At 42.7% G+C, this 18,217-nt stretch carries 15 protein-coding genes, 1 tRNA gene, 3 rRNA genes and 1 other RNA gene; 10 read left to right on the top strand and 10 right to left on the bottom strand.

Annotated elements, in window-relative coordinates; genetic code table 11:
* The 4 genes from DZ860_RS13310 to rrf (DZ860_RS13295) form a co-directional block, all read left to right on the top strand.
* Positions 1-93 (top strand): 23S ribosomal RNA (locus DZ860_RS13310); the annotation flags it as partial.
* A gap of 93 nt (positions 94-186) precedes the next feature.
* Positions 187-302: ribosomal RNA gene (rrf, locus tag DZ860_RS13305) — 5S ribosomal RNA — on the top strand.
* A gap of 69 nt (positions 303-371) precedes the next feature.
* A tRNA-Thr gene (locus DZ860_RS13300) sits at positions 372-447 on the top strand.
* A gap of 18 nt (positions 448-465) precedes the next feature.
* Positions 466-581: ribosomal RNA gene (rrf, locus tag DZ860_RS13295) — 5S ribosomal RNA — on the top strand.
* Positions 582-641: 60 nt separating this feature from the next.
* Here rrf (DZ860_RS13295) and DZ860_RS13290 read toward each other — a convergent pair.
* The 5 genes from DZ860_RS13290 to leuA form a co-directional block, all read right to left on the bottom strand.
* The gene (locus DZ860_RS13290; RefSeq protein ID WP_120032045.1) at positions 642-1,424 is read right to left on the bottom strand and encodes a DUF547 domain-containing protein; all 783 of its coding nucleotides are present in this window, start codon (positions 1,422-1,424) and stop codon (positions 642-644) included.
* Between the two features lie 110 nt (positions 1,425-1,534).
* The gene (gene leuD / locus DZ860_RS13285; RefSeq protein ID WP_120032043.1) at positions 1,535-2,137 is read right to left on the bottom strand and encodes a 3-isopropylmalate dehydratase small subunit; all 603 of its coding nucleotides are present in this window, start codon (positions 2,135-2,137) and stop codon (positions 1,535-1,537) included.
* A 12-nt stretch (positions 2,138-2,149) separates the two neighbouring features.
* Positions 2,150-3,550, bottom strand: a complete 1,401-nt coding sequence (gene leuC / locus DZ860_RS13280) for a 3-isopropylmalate dehydratase large subunit (RefSeq protein WP_120032041.1) — start codon at positions 3,548-3,550, stop codon at positions 2,150-2,152.
* 175 nt (positions 3,551-3,725) lie between these two features.
* Complete coding sequence (gene leuB / locus DZ860_RS13275) at positions 3,726-4,817, bottom strand: 3-isopropylmalate dehydrogenase (protein WP_120032039.1); 1,092 nt, start codon at positions 4,815-4,817, stop codon at positions 3,726-3,728.
* A gap of 106 nt (positions 4,818-4,923) precedes the next feature.
* Positions 4,924-6,474, bottom strand: a complete 1,551-nt coding sequence (gene leuA, locus DZ860_RS13270) for a 2-isopropylmalate synthase (protein WP_120032038.1) — start codon at positions 6,472-6,474, stop codon at positions 4,924-4,926.
* A 719-nt stretch (positions 6,475-7,193) separates the two neighbouring features.
* Between leuA and leuO the strand changes: the two genes are divergently transcribed.
* From leuO to ilvN, 4 genes are all read left to right on the top strand, one after another.
* Positions 7,194-8,153, top strand: coding sequence for a transcriptional regulator LeuO (gene leuO / locus DZ860_RS13260; RefSeq protein ID WP_120032036.1), 960 nt, complete (start codon positions 7,194-7,196; stop codon positions 8,151-8,153).
* Positions 8,154-8,318: 165 nt separating this feature from the next.
* Positions 8,319-10,127, top strand: a complete 1,809-nt coding sequence (locus DZ860_RS13255) for an AMP-dependent synthetase/ligase (RefSeq protein WP_120032034.1) — start codon at positions 8,319-8,321, stop codon at positions 10,125-10,127.
* 392 nt (positions 10,128-10,519) lie between these two features.
* Positions 10,520-12,244, top strand: coding sequence for an acetolactate synthase 3 large subunit (locus DZ860_RS13250; protein WP_120032032.1), 1,725 nt, complete (start codon positions 10,520-10,522; stop codon positions 12,242-12,244).
* A 1-nt stretch (position 12,245) separates the two neighbouring features.
* Positions 12,246-12,740, top strand: a complete 495-nt coding sequence (ilvN, locus tag DZ860_RS13245; RefSeq protein WP_120032030.1) for an acetolactate synthase small subunit — start codon at positions 12,246-12,248, stop codon at positions 12,738-12,740.
* 90 nt (positions 12,741-12,830) lie between these two features.
* Here ilvN and serA read toward each other — a convergent pair whose 3' ends face one another.
* The 5 genes from serA to DZ860_RS13220 form a co-directional block, all read right to left on the bottom strand.
* Positions 12,831-14,060 (bottom strand): phosphoglycerate dehydrogenase, encoded by a 1,230-nt coding sequence (gene serA, locus DZ860_RS13240; protein ID WP_120032028.1) that lies wholly within the window; start codon positions 14,058-14,060, stop codon positions 12,831-12,833.
* A 294-nt stretch (positions 14,061-14,354) separates the two neighbouring features.
* Positions 14,355-15,011: a ribose-5-phosphate isomerase RpiA gene (gene rpiA, locus DZ860_RS13235; RefSeq protein ID WP_120032026.1), complete on the bottom strand. Its 657-nt coding sequence runs from the start codon at positions 15,009-15,011 to the stop codon at positions 14,355-14,357.
* 23 nt (positions 15,012-15,034) lie between these two features.
* Positions 15,035-15,658, bottom strand: coding sequence for a 5-formyltetrahydrofolate cyclo-ligase (locus DZ860_RS13230; protein WP_120032024.1), 624 nt, complete (start codon positions 15,656-15,658; stop codon positions 15,035-15,037).
* A gap of 32 nt (positions 15,659-15,690) precedes the next feature.
* A non-coding RNA gene (gene ssrS / locus DZ860_RS13225) (6S RNA) lies at positions 15,691-15,873 on the bottom strand.
* A gap of 23 nt (positions 15,874-15,896) precedes the next feature.
* On the bottom strand, positions 15,897-16,205 hold the full coding sequence (locus DZ860_RS13220) for a cell division protein ZapA (RefSeq protein WP_120032022.1): 309 nt from the start codon (positions 16,203-16,205) through the stop codon (positions 15,897-15,899).
* Between the two features lie 235 nt (positions 16,206-16,440).
* Between DZ860_RS13220 and DZ860_RS13215 the strand changes: the two genes are divergently transcribed.
* The gene (locus tag DZ860_RS13215) at positions 16,441-17,016 is read left to right on the top strand and encodes a YecA/YgfB family protein (protein WP_120032020.1); all 576 of its coding nucleotides are present in this window, start codon (positions 16,441-16,443) and stop codon (positions 17,014-17,016) included.
* Positions 17,017-17,028: 12 nt separating this feature from the next.
* On the top strand, positions 17,029-18,207 hold the full coding sequence (gene ubiH, locus DZ860_RS13210) for a 2-octaprenyl-6-methoxyphenyl hydroxylase (protein WP_120032018.1): 1,179 nt from the start codon (positions 17,029-17,031) through the stop codon (positions 18,205-18,207).
* The last annotated feature ends 10 nt before the right edge of the window (positions 18,208-18,217 follow it).

Here is an 18,217-nt window from a genome sequence, read left to right as displayed (position 1 = left end):
GGTTGTTCGAGACTAGAACGTTGATAGGCAGGGTGTGTAAGCGCTGTGAGGCGTTGAGCTAACCTGTACTAATTGCCCGTGAGGCTTAACCATACAACACCCAAGGGGTTTTGTAGGACTCAATGCAAGAACAGATTTGAATGTGTATAGAGAACACAAAGACAGCTTTCCGAATTAAAGAATTTGCTTGGCGACCATAGCGTTGCGGACCCACCTGATCCCATGCCGAACTCAGAAGTGAAACGCAATAGCGCCGATGGTAGTGTGGGGTCTCCCCATGTGAGAGTAGGACATCGCCAGGCTTTAATTTTATGAAAGAGCCCGTTTGAAAAAAGCGGGCTTTTTTAGTCCACCGGACACAGTTTTTGTGTGCTGATATGGCTCAGTCGGTAGAGCGCATCCTTGGTAAGGATGAGGTCCCCAGTTCGATTCTGGGTATCAGCACCATCTATTAAAAAGAATTTTCTTGGCGACAATAGCGCTTTGGACCCACCTGATTCCATGCCGAACTCAGAAGTGAAACAAAGTAGCGCCGATGGTAGTGTGGGGTTTCCCCATGTGAGAGTAGGACATCGCCAGGTAATATTTTAGAGCCCTGACCGAAAGGTCGGGGCTTTTTCGTATCTAAATCTTCAAAAAAATTAACGCTTTTCGTTTAGCGACCAGTCATATTCATAATCTAATGACTTCTGAGACTCCTTTAACTCTGGTCGATACTTCTTTAGGTGATTTCTAACGCCACCATCGATAGCAAAATCTGTAGCAAACCAATCGTAAATTGATGACACAATCAGTTTTTTTTCTTGTTGCTTAACGCCTTTATCACTATTGATAAACTCCATAGCGGCTTGCTCTAAAAGTTGTTCGCTATTTCTTGCTGTAAATGCGGAGGTTTGCAAATTAGGACAGCCTAGACTGGCACAATTCACTGCATAATGAGTACGAGGATCTTGCCAAATAGGTCTTAAAATCCGATGCTCAATGTCATTGAGAGTCAGAGTTTTACCGTTAATTGTGACCACTTTTTCATCCCAAGGGCCAAAGCTAAAAAGACCACCTAGTTTAGTAATTGAGCTAACAGGGTACTCTTCTAGGATAAGATCTACGGTAATCGCATTGTAGATATTAACCCAATAGGCATATTGCTCATCTTTGGAGTATTGAAGTGGGTTCAGTTGTGTCATCTGACTTAGGTAGCTATCGAGTTTGGCATTATCACTTTGAGTGACCGCTTGATACGCAAACAGGTTGTCCTCTCCTTGCTTCGATACATATTCAGTTAGTATTTCTTGCCATGTTTGATGAGATATCTCAGCGGCATTGTTTTCATTACTCTGTTGCCAGTAGCCCCATAGCTTTGATTCAGGTGCGGCATATAAGGGGAATGAAAATAGTACGAGGCTTAAAACGGTCAATCTAGGCATAGATATTACTCAATATTTTTAATATGTTACTAATTAGACCTATATGGCGAAGTAAATATTTCATTTGAAATAACAAAGGTTGGCAGTTGCCAACCTTTGTTATTCTTAGCTTAAGCTAAGAAGCTTGGAATCTTACTCTCATATTCAGCGATTTTATCTTCATGCTGTAGAGTTAGGCCGATATTATCTAATCCGTTAAGTAGGCAGTGACGACGGAAACTATCGATTTCAAAACTATATTCCTTACCATTGGCTCTAACGAGATTTGCTTCCAGGTCGACCTCAACTTGGGCTCCCTCATTTGCTTCAACATACTGGAAAATCTCATCGACTTCTTGCTCTGTTAAGCGCACGGGCACCATTTGATTATTTATTGAGTTGCCATAAAAAATATCAGCAAAACTCGGCGCGATCATCGCTTTGATCCCATAGTCCGCGAGAGCCCAAGGTGCATGTTCACGGGATGAGCCACAACCAAAGTTCTCTCGAGCTAATAGAATAGAAGCACCTTGATAACGAGGAGCATTCATCACGAAATCGGGATTTGGTTGTTCTCCTGAATCATCAAGAAAACGCCAATCGTGGAATAGATTCTTGCCAAAGCCTAAGCGAGAAACTTTCTGTAAAAACTGTTTTGGAATGATGGCGTCAGTGTCGACATTGGCGGCATCTAAAGGCACAACTAAGCCCGTATGTTGTTTAAAACCTGACATAATCGACTCTCCTTAATCTAACTCACGAATATCAACGAAATGACCTGCTATTGCTGCTGCTGCTGCCATTGCTGGACTCACTAAGTGGGTTCGGCCATCACGACCTTGTCGACCCTCGAAGTTGCGGTTTGACGTTGAAGCACAGCGTTCATGAGGACCTAAGCGGTCGTTGTTCATTGCTAGGCACATTGAGCAACCGGGTAGGCGCCACTCAAATCCAGCTTCCTTAAAGATTGCATCTAATCCTTCTGCTTCAGCTTGGGCTTTGACTTGCTCTGAACCTGGAACAATAAGGGCTTGAACGTGCGAGGCAACTTTGCGACCTTTTGCTACCTTTGCTGCAGCGCGCATGTCTTCAATGCGAGAGTTAGTACAAGAGCCGACAAATACCTTATCGATGGAGTAATCAGATAGGGCTTTTCCTGCTTCAAGCCCCATGTACGCTAATGCCTTTTCTGCGGATGCTTTTTCAACGGGATCATCAAAGTGATTTGGTGATGGAATTGGTGTGTCCACTGAAATGACTTGCCCCGGGTTTGTACCCCATGTGACTTGTGGTTTGATATCTGCAGCGTTTAATGTCACTGTCGCATCAAATTGAGCATCATCGTCAGTTTTTAATGTTTTCCAGTACTCGACAGCGGCACTAAGCTCTTCATTTTTCGGCGAAAACTTACGACCTTTAATATAATCAAACGTTGTTTGATCAGGGGCGATAAGACCAGCTTTAGCTCCTAATTCGATCGCCATATTACAAACGGTCATGCGCCCTTCCATCGAAAGGTCTGTGATCGCTTCGCCACAGAATTCAACGACGTAACCTGTGCCGCCAGCTGCGGTCGTTTTTCCTATAATCGCTAGCACAATATCTTTTGCAGTAATGCCCTCTGCGACCTTACCTTTTACTTCGATCTTCATTGTCTTTGCACGAGCTTGCTTAAGCGTTTGTGTTGCTAATACATGCTCAACTTCGGATGTCCCTATCCCAAAGGCCAAGGATCCGAATGCACCATGAGTAGCGGTATGGGAATCACCACATACGATAGTCATACCTGGTAGGGTGATACCTAGCTCTGGCCCCATAACATGGACGATCCCTTGGTATTTGTGGTTAATGTCGTACAAAGTGACACCAAACTCTTCGCAATTTTTTGATAGAGTTTCCATTTGAATTCGTGCCATCTCACCGGAGGCACTAATGTCTTTGGTTGTCGTTGAGACGTTGTGATCCATGGTGGCGAATGTTTTACCCACCTGACGGACTCGACGGCCTTTTTCGCGCAACCCATCAAATGCTTGTGGTGAGGTCACTTCGTGAACTAGATGACGATCTATATAAAGAATTGGGTTTTCACCCTCTGCGGCGACAGCAACATGTGCGTCATAAACCTTTTCGTAAAGTGTTTTACTCATTGCTTCCTTTCCTTATCGTCCTTGTTGCTACAACAGCGCTCTCAGCATTAATTTTCCCTTTTAAAACGTTAAATATTTAGGGATAAATGGTTCATGGCTTTGGTTGTAGGTCCGATGACTTGAATCAAACCAAGTCATCGGTATTTGGCAATATAACAAAGCGACTGTGTGATTATTATGAATTAAGAATGTACTCAGCGATTGTGTCGCCCATCTGAGAGGTCGATAGTGCTGGCTTTTCTCCGGCTAAATCTGCTGTTAGTTCACCGGCTGCTAACGCTTTGCTTACAGCTGTTTCAATATCTTGCGCAGCTGTTTCCTCACCAAGGCTATAACGTAGCATTAGTGCTGCTGATAGGATTTGTGCCACAGGGTTGGCAATATTTTTTCCCGCGATATCTGGTGCACTGCCACCAGCGGGTTCATACAGGCCGAACTTACTTTCGTTTAAGCTTGCAGATGGCAACATACCCATTGAGCCTGTGATCATGGCGCATTCATCAGAAATAATGTCACCGAAGATATTTGAACACAGCATGACATCAAACTGAGATGGGTCTTTGATCAATTGCATTGTCGCATTGTCGATATAGATGTGTGTAAGCTCGACATCCGGGTAATCTTTAGCTATTTCTTCAACCACCTCACGCCAAAGAATCGAACTTTGAAGTACATTTGCTTTGTCGACAGAGCAAACTTTTTTATCGCGTAAGCGGGCTGATTCAAAAGCTATTTTTGCGATACGCTCAATTTCATAACGATGATAGATTTCAGTATCAAATGCTTTTTCATTGACGCCTTCGCCTTCGCGCCCTTTAGGTTGGCCAAAGTAAATGCCCCCCGTAAGCTCGCGAACGACAACAATATTAAAGCCGCGCTGTGAGATATCAGCACGAAGCGGAGAAAACCCCTCTAGACCTGAGTGGATTTGAGCAGGCCTAAGGTTGCAGAATAGTTGAAAGTGCTTACGAAGCGGGAGTAGAGCGCCGCGCTCTGGTTGTTCATTTGCTGGTAAATGTTCCCACTTAGGACCACCGACAGAGCCAAATAATACGGCATCTGATTCCTCACATGCCCTGACAGTACTTTCAGGTAATGGGCAGCCATGATTATCAATAGCAATACCACCGACATCATGTTCTTCACGAGAGAAGTGGATTGCGTGCTTTTGCTCAATTGCATCGAGAACTTTATGAGCTTGCTGCATTACTTCTGGGCCAATACCATCGCCAGGCAGAATGGCAATCTTGTATGATTTGTTTGTCATGTTAATCCTTTATCTTTTGTTTCTATCTCTATACCCGTCAAACCCTTTGTGTATAGAGATAGCGAAATCCTAATACCCTAGAAATATGAACCTTATTCTAGGCGTGTTAAACAGTGGCTATTTTCTGTTGCTTGATTTGAGCAATTTGATTTGCACGGTGAATACTGTTGATTACGTGGAGTAATGCTTGTCCGGAAGCTTCAACAATATCAGTAGACACCCCGGTTCCGTGATATTTACGCCCTTTATAGTTCGCAATAATATCCGCTTGCCCTAGGCCATCCTCACCTTCGCCTTTAGCAGTTAAATCGAACTTGTCTAAAACAATATCATATCCAGTGACTCGATAGATGCACTGGTATAGCGCATCAACGGGACCGTTACCGACAGCGGCCTCACTTTTTTCTTCATCACCACATTGGATCTTGATACTCGTTGTTGCCATGACACTGCCCGATTGAACGCTTAAATAATTCAATTTGTAGAAATCATCTTCTTCTCTCAAATTGGAGAAGTGCATCAACGCTTCAAGGTCGTAATCGAAGACCTGTCCTTTTCTATCAGCTAGCTTTAAAAAGTCATCGTACAATGCATCTAGGTTGTACTCGTCATTTTCCTTATAGCCCATCGCCTCCATATGGCTTTTCACTGCCGCTCGCCCTGAACGGCTAGTCAAATTTAGTGCCTTATTTTTTAGGCCGATGGATTCAGGTGTCATGATTTCATAAGTGTTCTTGTTTTTTAGCATGCCATCTTGGTGAATGCCTGAGGAATGACTAAAGGCATTAGCCCCGACGATTGCTTTGTTGTCTTGAATAGGCATATTACAAAGCTGACTGACCAATTTGCTGGTTCGATGGATTTCATCGTGTTTTAGTCCGGTATGAACCCCTAATAGTTCTTGGCGGGTTTTGATGATCATTGCGATTTCTTCTAGTGAGCAGTTTCCAGCTCGTTCGCCAATACCATTAATTGTGCCCTCAACTTGACGAGCACCTGCTTGGACAGCGGCAATGGAATTAGCAACAGACATGCCTAAGTCATCGTGACAGTGCACAGAGATAATCGCTTTATCGATGTTTGGTACACGATTGAATAGGGTTTGAATAATACCGCCAAACTCGTTGGGAACGGTGTAGCCTACAGTATCGGGAATGTTGATGGTGCTTGCTCCAGCATTAATAGCGGCTTCGACCATTCGACATAGGTTATCAATAGGAGTTCGGCCAGCGTCTTCGCAAGAGAACTCGACATCATCTGTATAGTTACGTGCATGTTTAACTGCTTTTACGCCCATTTCCACTACATCATCATAGCTACGACGTAGTTTGTCTTGTACATGCACTGTCGAGGTTGAGATAAATGTATGAATACGGAATGCTTCAGCGACTTTCAATGCTTCAGCTGCAGCATCAATATCCTTTGCGACTGCTCGAGAAAGACCACAAATTCGGCTGTTTTTAACATTTTGAGCAATGGTACGAACCGATTCAAAATCGCCAGGCGATGAAACAGGAAAACCTGCTTCGATAACATCAACGCCTAGACGCTCTAAGGCGTAGGCGATTTGCAGTTTTTCTTTTACTGTCAAGCTTGCTAACAAGGCTTGTTCGCCATCGCGCAGTGTCGTGTCGAATATAATCACCTGATCGTTCATGTTCACATCCTTTTGCCGATAATTAATCGTGTTCATCCAGTCAATAGTTACAAAAAAACCCGCATCTAGGTGCGGGTTTTTGGAAATCTTATGTGGTCATTTTTCTTCCACAGCCTACCCGCGTATATAAGTTACGATAAGGAGGAGGCGAATGAGGATAGAAAAAGGTGCTGACATTGTTAAGCAATCCACAATATTAAGTTAACAAATTAGTACCGTACTCAAGGGAGTGAGTCAACCATAAAGTTTATTTTTTGTTCATGACATACCTCGTTTGCTACCTAGATAAAGAATATTTAATCGAATATCCATTAGCGAAGATTAGAGATAACAAGAAATCATATTACAAATCCTAATCATTGGAGCTCGTTTGGTATTTACTAGGTGAAAGAGTGGGGGCTTGTATTGATAGTCCCCCGTGATGTTTACTGAATTGGACCTAACGATCTAAATCATTGTCTAATTTAAACGCTTGCGTAAGGATTTTGGCGTTTTATGTTTTTTTATATTGAGTTTAAGTTTCTGATTTATAAGTTATCACTGCCTATAAGGATAAAAAATAATGATTAGTTATCAATCCGGTTGCTAATCATTCATCAAATCGTTGATAGTGAGGGTGCGTTGGAGATTATCTGGCTGATAAATAATAAGAATTAGTTTTCTCCCAACTCATTTTTTACAAGAACGACGATAACTGATGAAATTTAAGAGGCGTACGAATGAGCGATAAGAAACAGTCGATGGAAGCTATTGCTGGATACCGAATGGAAAGTACCTTACGTGGTGTAGATTTAAACTTACTGACAGTATTTGATGCAGTTATGCAGGAACAAAATATTACCCGTGCTGCGCATAATTTGGGTATGTCTCAGCCGGCGGTTAGTAATGCTGTTGCTCGCCTCAAGGTCATGTTTAATGATGAACTGTTTATTCGACATGGACGAGGAATCCAACCAACGCAACGTGCTCGCCAACTTTTTGATCCTGTGCGTCAATCTCTTCAGTTAATTCGCAACGAGCTGCCGTGCTCTGTATTCGCTCCTGAGACCTCAACACGCCTATTCAAGTTGGCGATTTGCAGCCCTTGTGATATGCGTTTTGCACCTAAAATCATTTCTACGATGCATGAAATTGCACCAAATATTCAATTGCACTTAGATGCGGAGTTTGATCGTCAACTCGCGGAGAGAATGCGTTACCAAGCGGTCGATTTTGTGGTTGATTATGCTCGATTTGATGAGCAAGGATTCTCTAGTACTGAAATATTCCAAGATAAGTTAGTTGTGGTTGCCTCTAAATCACACCCTAGAATGCAAGGTAAAGTTACAGCCGATAATCTACGTCGTGAGCGACATGCTAAACTATCTAAAGTACATGGCCAGCGTAGTTTCTCTGAACAAGCTTACCGTGAACTAGACGTGCCTGCTTATTATGAGGGTACAAGCCTGAGCAATGTGCTGTATGTTGTCGGCCAATCAGAGCTTATCACCATTGCTCCTGCTTGGATGGTTGAGCATGCAGCGAATAACGAACAGTTGCAAACTTTCGAATTTCCATATGCAAATGCGCAAATTAGCGGTTATCTAAGTTGGCATGAATCGAGTGAGAAAGACAAAGGTCACATCTGGTTGCGTGACCAGTTGATGATGATCTGCGGTGAAGTTATCGCCGTGAAATAATATTTGCCTACTTAACCGACGGAAAACCTTGGATAAGCAGTATTTATTCAAGGTTTTTTACTATTTGTAACCACAAGTTTGATTATCGTCAGTTGCCTTTTTTAATGCGAAATGTACACTTGTGCGCTGAAAAGCTTACAGGTGTAAGCTAAAGGTAGTGATTAGATGGCCAACTTAGATTTTCATATCGTAAATAGAATTCGTGAACAAATTGCTAAAGGCGGTGACCGCGTTGCTTTAAAGCATAAAGTAGACAATGCTTGGCAAGGTATTAGCTGGAAGCAGTTTGGTCAGCAAGTGGATCAATTATCGCTTGCTCTATTGGCTCAAGGTATCAGAGTTCAAGATAAGATAGGGATCTTCTCAAATAACATGCCCCAATGGACCGTTGCTGATTTTGCAGCAATGCAGCTCCGTGGTGTTACTGTTCCAATTTATCCAACAAGTACAGCGGCTCAGTCTGCTTACATTTTGCAAAATGCCGATGTAAGAGTTCTGTTTGTCGGCGAACAGCCACAATTTGATGCTGCTGTTGGTATTTTCGAACAGTGCGAACAGCTTGAATTAATCGTAGCAATGTCTAATGATGTTGATCTTAAAGGCCATGAATTTGCTGTTACATGGGAACAGTTCATGGAACTTGGACAATCAGAGCATCAGCCTGAATTGACCCAGCGCCTTTCTAATGCTGCGATTGATGATGTTTTTACATTGATTTATACCTCAGGTACTACTGGGCAGCCGAAAGGTGTAATGTTGGATTTCGCCAATATTGCAGCTCAGCTAGAGGGACATGATCAGCGTCTTAGTCTTACCGAAGATGATGTATCACTGTGTTTCTTACCGTTATCGCATGTTTTCGAACGTGCTTGGACTTTCTATACCCTTTATAAAGGGGCAACCAACTGCTATCTACAAGACACCATGCAGGTGCGAGATGCTTTGGGAGAAATTCGTCCAACAGTTATGGCCGCGGTACCGCGTTTTTACGAAAAAATCTTTTCTGCAATTCATGAGAAAGTGTCAAAAGCTCCATTTATTCGCAAAGTGTTATTCACATGGGCGGTTAACATGGGCGCTAAAATGGCGGTTTGCCACCAGGAGGGGCGTAAACCATCTATTGCACTGCGAAAATCTCATGCTTTAGCAGATAAGTTAGTTCTCTCCAAGTTACGTGCTTTACTGGGTGGTCGTATTAACTTTATGCCATGTGGTGGCGCAAAATTAGACGAGACTATTGGTCGATTTTTCCATGCAATAGGTATCAACGTTAAGTTGGGCTACGGTATGACAGAAACGACAGCGACAGTATCATGCTGGGATGATAAGTGTTTTAACCCTGATTCTATTGGTATGGCTATGCCTGGTGCCCAAGTGAAGATTGGTGAAAACAACGAAATTTTGGTGCGTGGTCCAATGGTTATGCGTGGCTACTACAAAATGCCAGAAGAAACAGCAGCAACATTTGATGAGCATGGTTTCCTTAAAACGGGGGATGCTGGTTATATTGATGAGAATGGTAATGTGTTTATTACCGATCGCATTAAAGAGCTAATGAAAACTTCAAATGGTAAATATATTGCTCCTCAAATGATTGAAGGCGCGATTGGTAAAGACCACTTTATCGAGCACATCGCGGTTATTGCTGATACGCGCAAATTTGTATCAGCTCTTATCGTGCCATGTTTTGATACATTGGAAGAGTATGCGAAAGAGCTGAACATCGCTTACCATGACCGTATGGAATTAATTAAACATCACCAAATTATCGAGATGTTTGAAAAGCGAGTTAATGACTTGCAAAAAGAGTTAGCGAAATTTGAACAAGTTAAAAAATTCAAATTATTACCTAAGTCTTTTTCGATGGATGATGGTGAGCTAACGCCAACTCAGAAACTACGTCGTAAAGTGATTCACGATAAGTACCAAGATGAAATCGAAGAGATGTACGATGAGAAACACCCTAAAAAATAGGGGTGCTTAACCGACATCTCAAGAGAATCCCTCGCCAGCGAATAGCTAGCGGGGGATTTTTTTTGAATCAATTCGGAGCTGTGTGAAAATTATTCTATTTTTTTTCTTTTGTAATTAATGAATAACTCTGGAGGTTACAGACTATTTGGATGAATGCGCTGCTAGCACTGGAAATGATGGTTATTTGTTGGAACTGGGATGAAAGTCGCAATGGATTCCTTGAAAATAAAACGTTACATTTGTTGCGTTAAGTTGCCCATTGTTATGACGATGGCATGGCATAGCTGAAAGATTGGATGTGTTTCTTTTTAGGCTACAAGTAAGACCTAGACTATGTGAAACCAGCCCAGTGAATTGACCTTATTCATTGGACGATTGGTAAGGAGAATAATATGACAGTAATGTTATCCGGTGCAGAGATGATGGTACAGTCTCTGATCGAAGAAGGTGTAGAGCAGATTTTTGGTTACCCAGGTGGGTCCGTTTTAGATATTTATGATGCTTTGCATGCAAAGACTGATCAAATAAAACATGTACTGGTACGTCACGAACAAGCGGCAACGCATATGGCGGATGGTTATGCACGAGCAACGGGTAAGCCAGGCGTCGTTCTTGTCTGCTCTGGACCCGGTGCAACCAATACCATCACAGGGATAGCGACCGCATATATGGATTCAATTCCAATGATTGTGGTGTCTGGAAACGTTCCAACTAACCTCATTGGTAACGATGCATTTCAAGAGTGCGATATTGTTGGTGTTTCTCGTCCGGTTGTAAAACACAGCTTTCTAGTAAAAAAAGCTGAAGACATTCCTGAGACAGTAAAAAAAGCATTTTATATTGCAACCACAGGTCGTCCTGGCCCAGTGGTTATTGATCTACCGAAAGACATTCTAAACCCTCAGAACAAACTTCCTTACGAATACCCAGAAACCTTGTCAATGCGTTCATATAAGCCAACGACAACAGGGCACAAAGGTCAGATTAAGAAAGGTTTAAAAGCGCTGCTTGAAGCGAAGAAACCGGTGCTTTACGTTGGCGGTGGTGCCGTTATTTCAGAAGCAGACGAACCTCTATATTACCTAGCGGACAAACTCAATATACCGGTAGTGAGTACACTCATGGGGCTAGGTGCATTCCCAGGAACGCATAAGAACTCATTGGGTATGCTTGGGATGCATGGAACCTATGAAGCAAATATGGCGATGCATAATGCCGATCTTATTTTTGGTATCGGCGTTCGCTTTGATGATCGCACGACCAATAATTTAGAGAAGTATTGTCCTGATGCGAAGATCATGCATATTGATATCGATCCATCCTCGATCTCTAAGAACGTTAAAGCGGATCTGCCTATTGTTGGTTCTGCTGAGAAAGTTCTCGAAAGTATGGTCAGCTTGCTGGTGGAGCAAGGTGGGAAAAACGACGCAGCAGCAATTGAAACATGGTGGCAAGAGATTGAAACATGGCGCAGTACTCAATGCTTGAAATACGAGAAGTCTCCAGAACGGATTAAACCACAGCAAGTGATTGAAACATTGCACAAACTGACCAACGGTGACGCTTATGTTGCGTCTGATGTTGGGCAGCATCAAATGTTTGCCGCACTTTATTATCCGTTCAATAAACCACGTCGTTGGATTAATTCAGGTGGCTTAGGGACGATGGGCTTTGGTTTACCTGCCGGAATGGGGGTGAAGTTTGCTAAGCCTAATGAAGAAGTTGTCGTCGTGACCGGTGATGGTAGTATTCAGATGAACATTCAAGAATTATCTACCGCGATGCAATACGATATTCCAGTTAAAATCATTAACTTGAACAATCGTTTTTTAGGCATGGTAAAGCAATGGCAGGACATCATATACCAAGGACGTCACTCCAACTCTTATATGAGCTCTGTGCCTGATTTTGCCGCGATTGCGGAGGCCTATGGTCATGTTGGTATTCGCATTGAAACACCAGATCAACTTGAAGAGGGCTTGCAGCGAGCACTGGATATGAAAGATCGTTTGGTGTTTGTTGATATCAATGTTGATGAAACTGAGCATGTTTACCCAATGCAGATCAAGGGTGAGGGTATGGATAAGATGTGGTTAAGCAAAACGGAGAGAACGTAATATGAGACATATTATTTCACTACTACTAGAAAACCAACCAGGGGCGTTGTCTCGAGTGGTTGGGTTGTTCTCTCAGCGTGGTTATAACATTGAATCATTGACAGTCTCACCGACAGATGACGAAACCTTATCTCGCCTAAATATCACTACTATGTCTGATGAAATGGAGTTAGAACAAATTCAAAAACAACTGCATAAACTGATCGACGTACTGAAAGTTCAAGAAGTGTCAGAGCTAGAGCATATTGAACGAGAGTTGATGATGGTAAAAGTGAAAGCGAGTGGTTTCGCTCGTGCAGAAGTGAAACGTACTGCTGATATTTTTCGAGGTCAGATTGTTGATGTTACTGCATCGCAATATACGGTTCAGTTAGCGGGAAACAGTGAAAAACTGGATGCATTCATCGCTGCCATTACAGAGGTAACGGATGTGATTGAAGTTGCACGAAGTGGGGTTGTTGGTATCGCTCGTGGTGAACGAGCCTTAAAGGCTTAGCGTCTTTGTCTATATACGACTCCTACAACGATACCATAGTAAAAAAACCACCGACATCGGTGGTTTTTTTACGTTATTTAGCGAGCTTTCTTAGTGCAGAATTCGCGCTCTTAGAGTGCCTTCAATTCCTTTGAGTTTCGCTAATGCTTCTTCTGAGCGTTCAGTTTCCACATCAATCACAACATAACCAATATCAGATGCCGTTTGCAGGTATTGACCCGCAATGTTAATACCCTCTTGAGCAAAAATAGTGTTTATCTGAGTCAAGATACCCGGACGGTTCTGGTGAATGTGCAGTAAACGCGAACAGTCACGGTGCTCTGGGAGTGAAACCTCAGGGAAGTTAACGCTTGATAGCGTTGAACCATTATCAGAGTACTTCGCAAGTTTACCTGCAACTTCAATACCGATATTTTCTTGAGCTTCTTGAGTCGAACCACCAACATGTGGAGTCAATATTACGTTATCGAATTTCTGTAGAGGTGATTCGAATGGGTCGGCATTGGTCTTAGGTTCTGTTGGGAAAACATCTACAGCAGCTCCAGAAATATGGCCGGCTTCTAATGAATGGCATAGAGCTTCAATATCAACAACGGTTCCACGGGCAGCATTGATGAAGATTGAGCCTGGCTTCATGCGCGCGAACTCACCTGTACCCATCATGTTTTTCGTTTCTGGTGTTTCAGGAACATGAAGAGAAATGACATCACACTTATTCAGCAACTCACTCATTGTTGGAACTTGAGTAGCATTACCTAGTGAAAGCTTATTTTCTATATCATAGAAGTAAACTTGCATTCCCAAGTTTTCAGCAATAATACCAAGTTGTGTTCCGATATGACCATAACCAATAATACCGAGACGCTTACCGCGAGCTTCATATGAGTTATCGGCACTTTTCTTCCAAATACCACGGTGCGCAAGGGCATTTTTTTCAGGAATCCCGCGCATTAGAAGCAGTATTTGACCTAAGACTAACTCCGCAACACTGCGCGTATTTGAAAATGGTGCGTTGAATACTGGAATACCACGAATCATTGCTGCTTTTAAATCGACTTGGTTTGTACCAATACAGAAGCAACCTATCGCAACTAATTTTTCTGCGGCATCGATAACTTCTTGAGACAGATTTGTGCGTGAACGAATACCGATAAAATGAACATCTTTAACGGCTTCTAGTAATTCATCTTCAGCGAGAGAACCTTTGTGATATTCAATATTGCTGTAACCAGCATCTTGGAGAACTTCAACAGTAGATGGGTGGAGTCCTTCAAGAAGAAGAATTTTAATTTTGTCTTTTTCCAGTGACACTTTGGCCATTATGATAATCCTTTAAATGGGGGAAGGGGGCTTAACTGGCGCACATTACGTTGAGGTGGTTGAAATAGTTAATTTAACCATTCAATGGGTAAGCAAACGTTTCCCTGTGCATCTTCTGCTCATTAAGTTATCAAAAAAAATACAGTTTGGGTAAGAAAATTACGGAATAAGAAAAATATTTCTGGATAAGAAATGCAAAAACGGCACCTAGAGGTGCCGCTTGTTAACTAATGCTTTAAATACACACCTTAAGTTGTTGTGATATTACGTCACAGCAAGGGGTATTGTTATCGATTACTCTTCGATTTTTGCACCATCAGGCGTACCAGTGATAACTACGTCAGCACCTCGATGTGCAAATAGGCCAACTGTTACGACACCAGCGATACCGTTGATTTTGTCTTCCATCTCTTTTGGATTAGTGATCGCCATGTTATGTACATCAATGATGATATTGCCATTGTCGGTCACAACGCCTTCACGGTAAGCCGGGTCTCCACCTAGTTTAACGAGTTCGCGAGCCACGTAAGAGCGTGCCATTGGAATCACTTCAACAGGTAGAGGGAATTGGCCTAACACGTCGACCGCTTTTGTGCCATCAACGATACAGATAAATTTATCTGCAATCGCAGCAACAATTTTCTCGCGAGTTAATGCAGCACCACCACCTTTGATCATATCGCGTTGCGCGTTAATTTCATCAGCGCCATCTACGTATACATCAAGGAAAGCAACGTCATTACAGTCGAAAATTTCGATGCCAAGAGCCTTCATTTTTTCGGTTGATGCTTCTGAACTAGAAACAGCACCCTTAATATCATCTTTAATCGAACCTAGCGCATCGATGAAGTGATTTACTGTTGAGCCTGTACCTACACCGACAATACTGTCTTTTTCTACGTACTTTAATGCTGCCCAACCCGCTGCTTTTTTCATTTCATCTTGAGTCATGTTTATCTCCTGATAGAGGTCCGTTAACGTTTGCGCGGGATTATAGCGGGATTATTGGTGGATTCCCATTGCCATATTTGGCTTGGTGTCACTATTTTGGGGAGAGGAACATCCCAAGACTCGATAGGTAGGCGTTTTGTATGTTGGCAATCATGCGCTAGACCAATTGGTTTTGGTCCACAGCCCTTAGTAAACCAAGGTTGTAATGTACGGTCATAATAACCGCCGCCCATACCGAGTCGATGGCCTCGGTCATCAAACCCAACTAAAGGAGTGCAAATGAGATCGAGCGTGTTGATTGGTCTGATTTCATTTTTGCTCAATTTAGGCTCTAAGATGCCGTAGCGGTTGCTGGTCATGGGGGTCGTTGATGTGTAATTCAAAAACAGTAAGTGCCCCTTGGAAAAAGGGTGAATGACTGGGAGGTAAGTCTGTTTTCCTTGCTGCCAAAGCCATTGAATTAGCGGTGTCGTGTTGAGTTCGCCATCAACGGATAGGTAGAGTGCAATATGTTGGCTGGTGTTAAATTCAGGAAGCAGAGAGAATTGTGAGATTAACTCTTGGCTTGCTTGTTGTTGAAATGATTCGGAGAGCTGCTGGCGCTTAGCACGGATATATTTGCGATATTCATCGCGAGAAAGTTGCATTTAAAAACCCTAACTATTGGGTTCCCGGAAGAGGATACCCCAGAGTGCCGTTGGAGATTTTGACCCTTGAACCATTTGGTTCAAGGCGGATCAGCAATGATAACCGTAGGCTTCTCGGTACGAGCCGAGCTTGCTCAGTAGCTACCAAGTACTAACCCTTATGGATTGCTTATCGGCTCAGGGACCTAATCCCCTCACGAACACCCCAGGGTAAATGCTTGTATTGGCAGTAAAGGCTTTATTGCTGTCCTTGCTTTACTTTACTTAGCGCATCTCCAAGAGATGCATTGAGCTTTTCCATTCGCTCAAACATTAAACTTTGTGTTTGTTCTGAGTCATTGTCACGAGTTTCTAATTCGTAGCAAAAGTTTAACGCGGCAATTGTTAATAATTGTACCTCATTAGTGACTTTTGTCTTAGACGTCATTTCTTTCAAGCGATCATCGAGACGTTTGGCGGCTTGGAGTAATGACTCTTCTTGACCTGCTGGGCAATTTACTCGTGTTAACTTGCCTAAAATTTCGACTTCTACCGCTTGATTACTCATTTTAACTCTACATGCGTTAATTAAAGTGATGAAGTAGAGCATCACCGAGGAGGAAACTATAGAAAAAGCTTACTCAACATTCAAGCTTTTCACGAATTACAAAACACATTCAGCGCGCAATAACACAGTTATTGGGCAAATTGTGTAAAAGCTGCACACAATTAAACAATCCTTCGTTTTCGCTGCAAAGTGTAAGTGGTACGATTATCCTTATTTATTTGAATTAGGTTTACCCATGAGCGAAATTAATCTCCCTGAATATTTAACGATTGCCACAGAACTGCAGTCGGCTGGTTTAGCGGTTAATCCATCAGAGTTACACGGTTTGCTAACGGGTATGCTGAGCGGTGGTTTAAATATTACTGATAAAAGCTGGCAGCCTTTGATTTTTGATTACACGAATGATGGCATGGGTTGGCCAATGAAACCTTTATCGTTAGCTGAACAAACGCTATCGGCAACAATTGAAGAATTGACCAGTGCGACGATGGAGCTTTCTCTGTTGCTACCCGATGAAAACGCTAGTGCAGCATTATTTGATATCGCTGATGGTGTCGCTGATTGGGTTAACCATTTCATCTCTGGTTTAGGGCTTGTTGGTGCTGAACTTAAGAAAGCATCTTCTGAGAGCAAAGAAGCGTTAGCTGATTTAGAAGAAATATCTAAGCTTGGTATTGATGAGGACGATGATCTTGAAGAGCAAGCTCAATTACTAGAGCAAGTGATTGAACACGTTAAAGCATGTGTATTAACGATTCATGCCGAGTTCGGTCAAAAGCCAAGTCAACCTGTGAATACAACAGTTCATTAATTAGGTAATCGAATGAAGCAGTTTGACGTAGTAATTGCTGGTGGTGCAATGGCTGGTATGACGCTAGCGTTAGCGCTTAATCAGTCTAGTCATGGTCGTTTATCTATTGCAGTTGTCGAACCTTACCAAACTAACCATCAAGCACACCCAGGTTTTGACTCCCGTTCCATCGCTTTGTCTTATGGTACGGTGAATATCCTAAAGCAATTGTCGCTATGGAATGAAATTCAGGATGTTGCAACACCGATTCATCATATCCATGTCTCGGATCGTTCTCACTTGGGGATGACAGATATCTCGAGTGATGAGGTGGCAACCGATGCTCTTGGTTATGTCGTTGAGTTGGCCGATGTTGGTCGAATTTATGACGAACTTGTCGCGCAATGCGGCAACATAACATTGTTCTGCCCTCAATCAGTGAATCAAGTAACACGTCATATAGATCGAGTGACAATTTCACTCGAAAGTGGTGAGGTCATACAAGGGAAGTTGCTGGTTGCTGCAGATGGTGCAATTTCAACGTGTTGTCAGCAAATTGGCCTGACGATGAGTGAACATGACTTCTTTCAAGTCGCTGTGATTGCCAATGTATCGATTGATCAAGCGCATAATCACCGAGCTTTTGAACGTTTTACTGACCAAGGTCCCATTGCTTTGTTGCCGATGAGTGATCAGAGGATGTCGTTAGTATGGTGTTTGCGCCCTGCTCAAGCTGAGCGAGTATTACAACTGGAAGACAATGCGTTTATTGACGAGTTGCAACAAGCGTTTGGCTGGAGACTAGGGCGTTTTACCCAAGTTGGAGTAAGAGCAAGTTACCCTCTACTTCTTCGTTATCGAGAGCAAAATGTTTCGCATCGTTTTGCCATTGTGGGTAATGCAGCCCAAACATTACACCCTATTGCGGGGCAAGGTTTTAACCTAGGTATTCGTGATGTTGTCTCACTTGCGGAAGAAGTTTCTCAGTCATTAACAGATCCTGGTAGTTATACTGTATTAAGGCGCTTCAAACAGCGTCGTGAAGAGGATCGCCGTTCTACAATAGAACTGACCTCATCACTGGTTCATTTGTTTTCGAATGATTATTTAAGTTTACAAATTGGCCGTAATGTTGGTCTCGCAATGATGGATAATATCGCGGTACTCAAACAGCCATTGTTACAACGAACTCTAGGTTTAGTGGTGAGATAACCACTAACAA

The sequence above is a fragment of the Vibrio sinensis genome (assembly GCF_003605645.1).
GTDB classification, from domain to species: Bacteria; Pseudomonadota; Gammaproteobacteria; order Enterobacterales; family Vibrionaceae; genus Vibrio; species Vibrio sinensis.
The sequence above is the reverse complement of the archived record's forward strand: the minus strand, read 5'-3'. Positions and strand labels throughout refer to the sequence as shown.

What these genes read in the sequence shown, in the direction of transcription:
- DZ860_RS13290 (WP_120032045.1), bottom strand. Translation starts at nt 1,424, where the DNA reads ATGCCTAGATTGACCGTTTTAAGCCTCGTACTATTTTCATTCCCCTTA.
- leuD (WP_120032043.1), bottom strand. Translation starts at nt 2,137, where the DNA reads ATGTCAGGTTTTAAACAACATACGGGCTTAGTTGTGCCTTTAGATGCC.
- leuC (WP_120032041.1), bottom strand. Translation starts at nt 3,550, where the DNA reads ATGAGTAAAACACTTTACGAAAAGGTTTATGACGCACATGTTGCTGTC.
- leuB (WP_120032039.1), bottom strand. Translation starts at nt 4,817, where the DNA reads ATGACAAACAAATCATACAAGATTGCCATTCTGCCTGGCGATGGTATT.
- leuA (WP_120032038.1), bottom strand. Translation starts at nt 6,474, where the DNA reads ATGAACGATCAGGTGATTATATTCGACACGACACTGCGCGATGGCGAA.
- leuO (WP_120032036.1), top strand. Translation starts at nt 7,194, where the DNA reads ATGAGCGATAAGAAACAGTCGATGGAAGCTATTGCTGGATACCGAATG.
- DZ860_RS13255 (WP_120032034.1), top strand. Translation starts at nt 8,319, where the DNA reads ATGGCCAACTTAGATTTTCATATCGTAAATAGAATTCGTGAACAAATT.
- DZ860_RS13250 (WP_120032032.1), top strand. Translation starts at nt 10,520, where the DNA reads ATGACAGTAATGTTATCCGGTGCAGAGATGATGGTACAGTCTCTGATC.
- ilvN (WP_120032030.1), top strand. Translation starts at nt 12,246, where the DNA reads ATGAGACATATTATTTCACTACTACTAGAAAACCAACCAGGGGCGTTG.
- serA (WP_120032028.1), bottom strand. Translation starts at nt 14,060, where the DNA reads ATGGCCAAAGTGTCACTGGAAAAAGACAAAATTAAAATTCTTCTTCTT.
- rpiA (WP_120032026.1), bottom strand. Translation starts at nt 15,011, where the DNA reads ATGACTCAAGATGAAATGAAAAAAGCAGCGGGTTGGGCAGCATTAAAG.
- DZ860_RS13230 (WP_120032024.1), bottom strand. Translation starts at nt 15,658, where the DNA reads ATGCAACTTTCTCGCGATGAATATCGCAAATATATCCGTGCTAAGCGC.
- DZ860_RS13220 (WP_120032022.1), bottom strand. Translation starts at nt 16,205, where the DNA reads ATGAGTAATCAAGCGGTAGAAGTCGAAATTTTAGGCAAGTTAACACGA.
- DZ860_RS13215 (WP_120032020.1), top strand. Translation starts at nt 16,441, where the DNA reads ATGAGCGAAATTAATCTCCCTGAATATTTAACGATTGCCACAGAACTG.
- ubiH (WP_120032018.1), top strand. Translation starts at nt 17,029, where the DNA reads ATGAAGCAGTTTGACGTAGTAATTGCTGGTGGTGCAATGGCTGGTATG.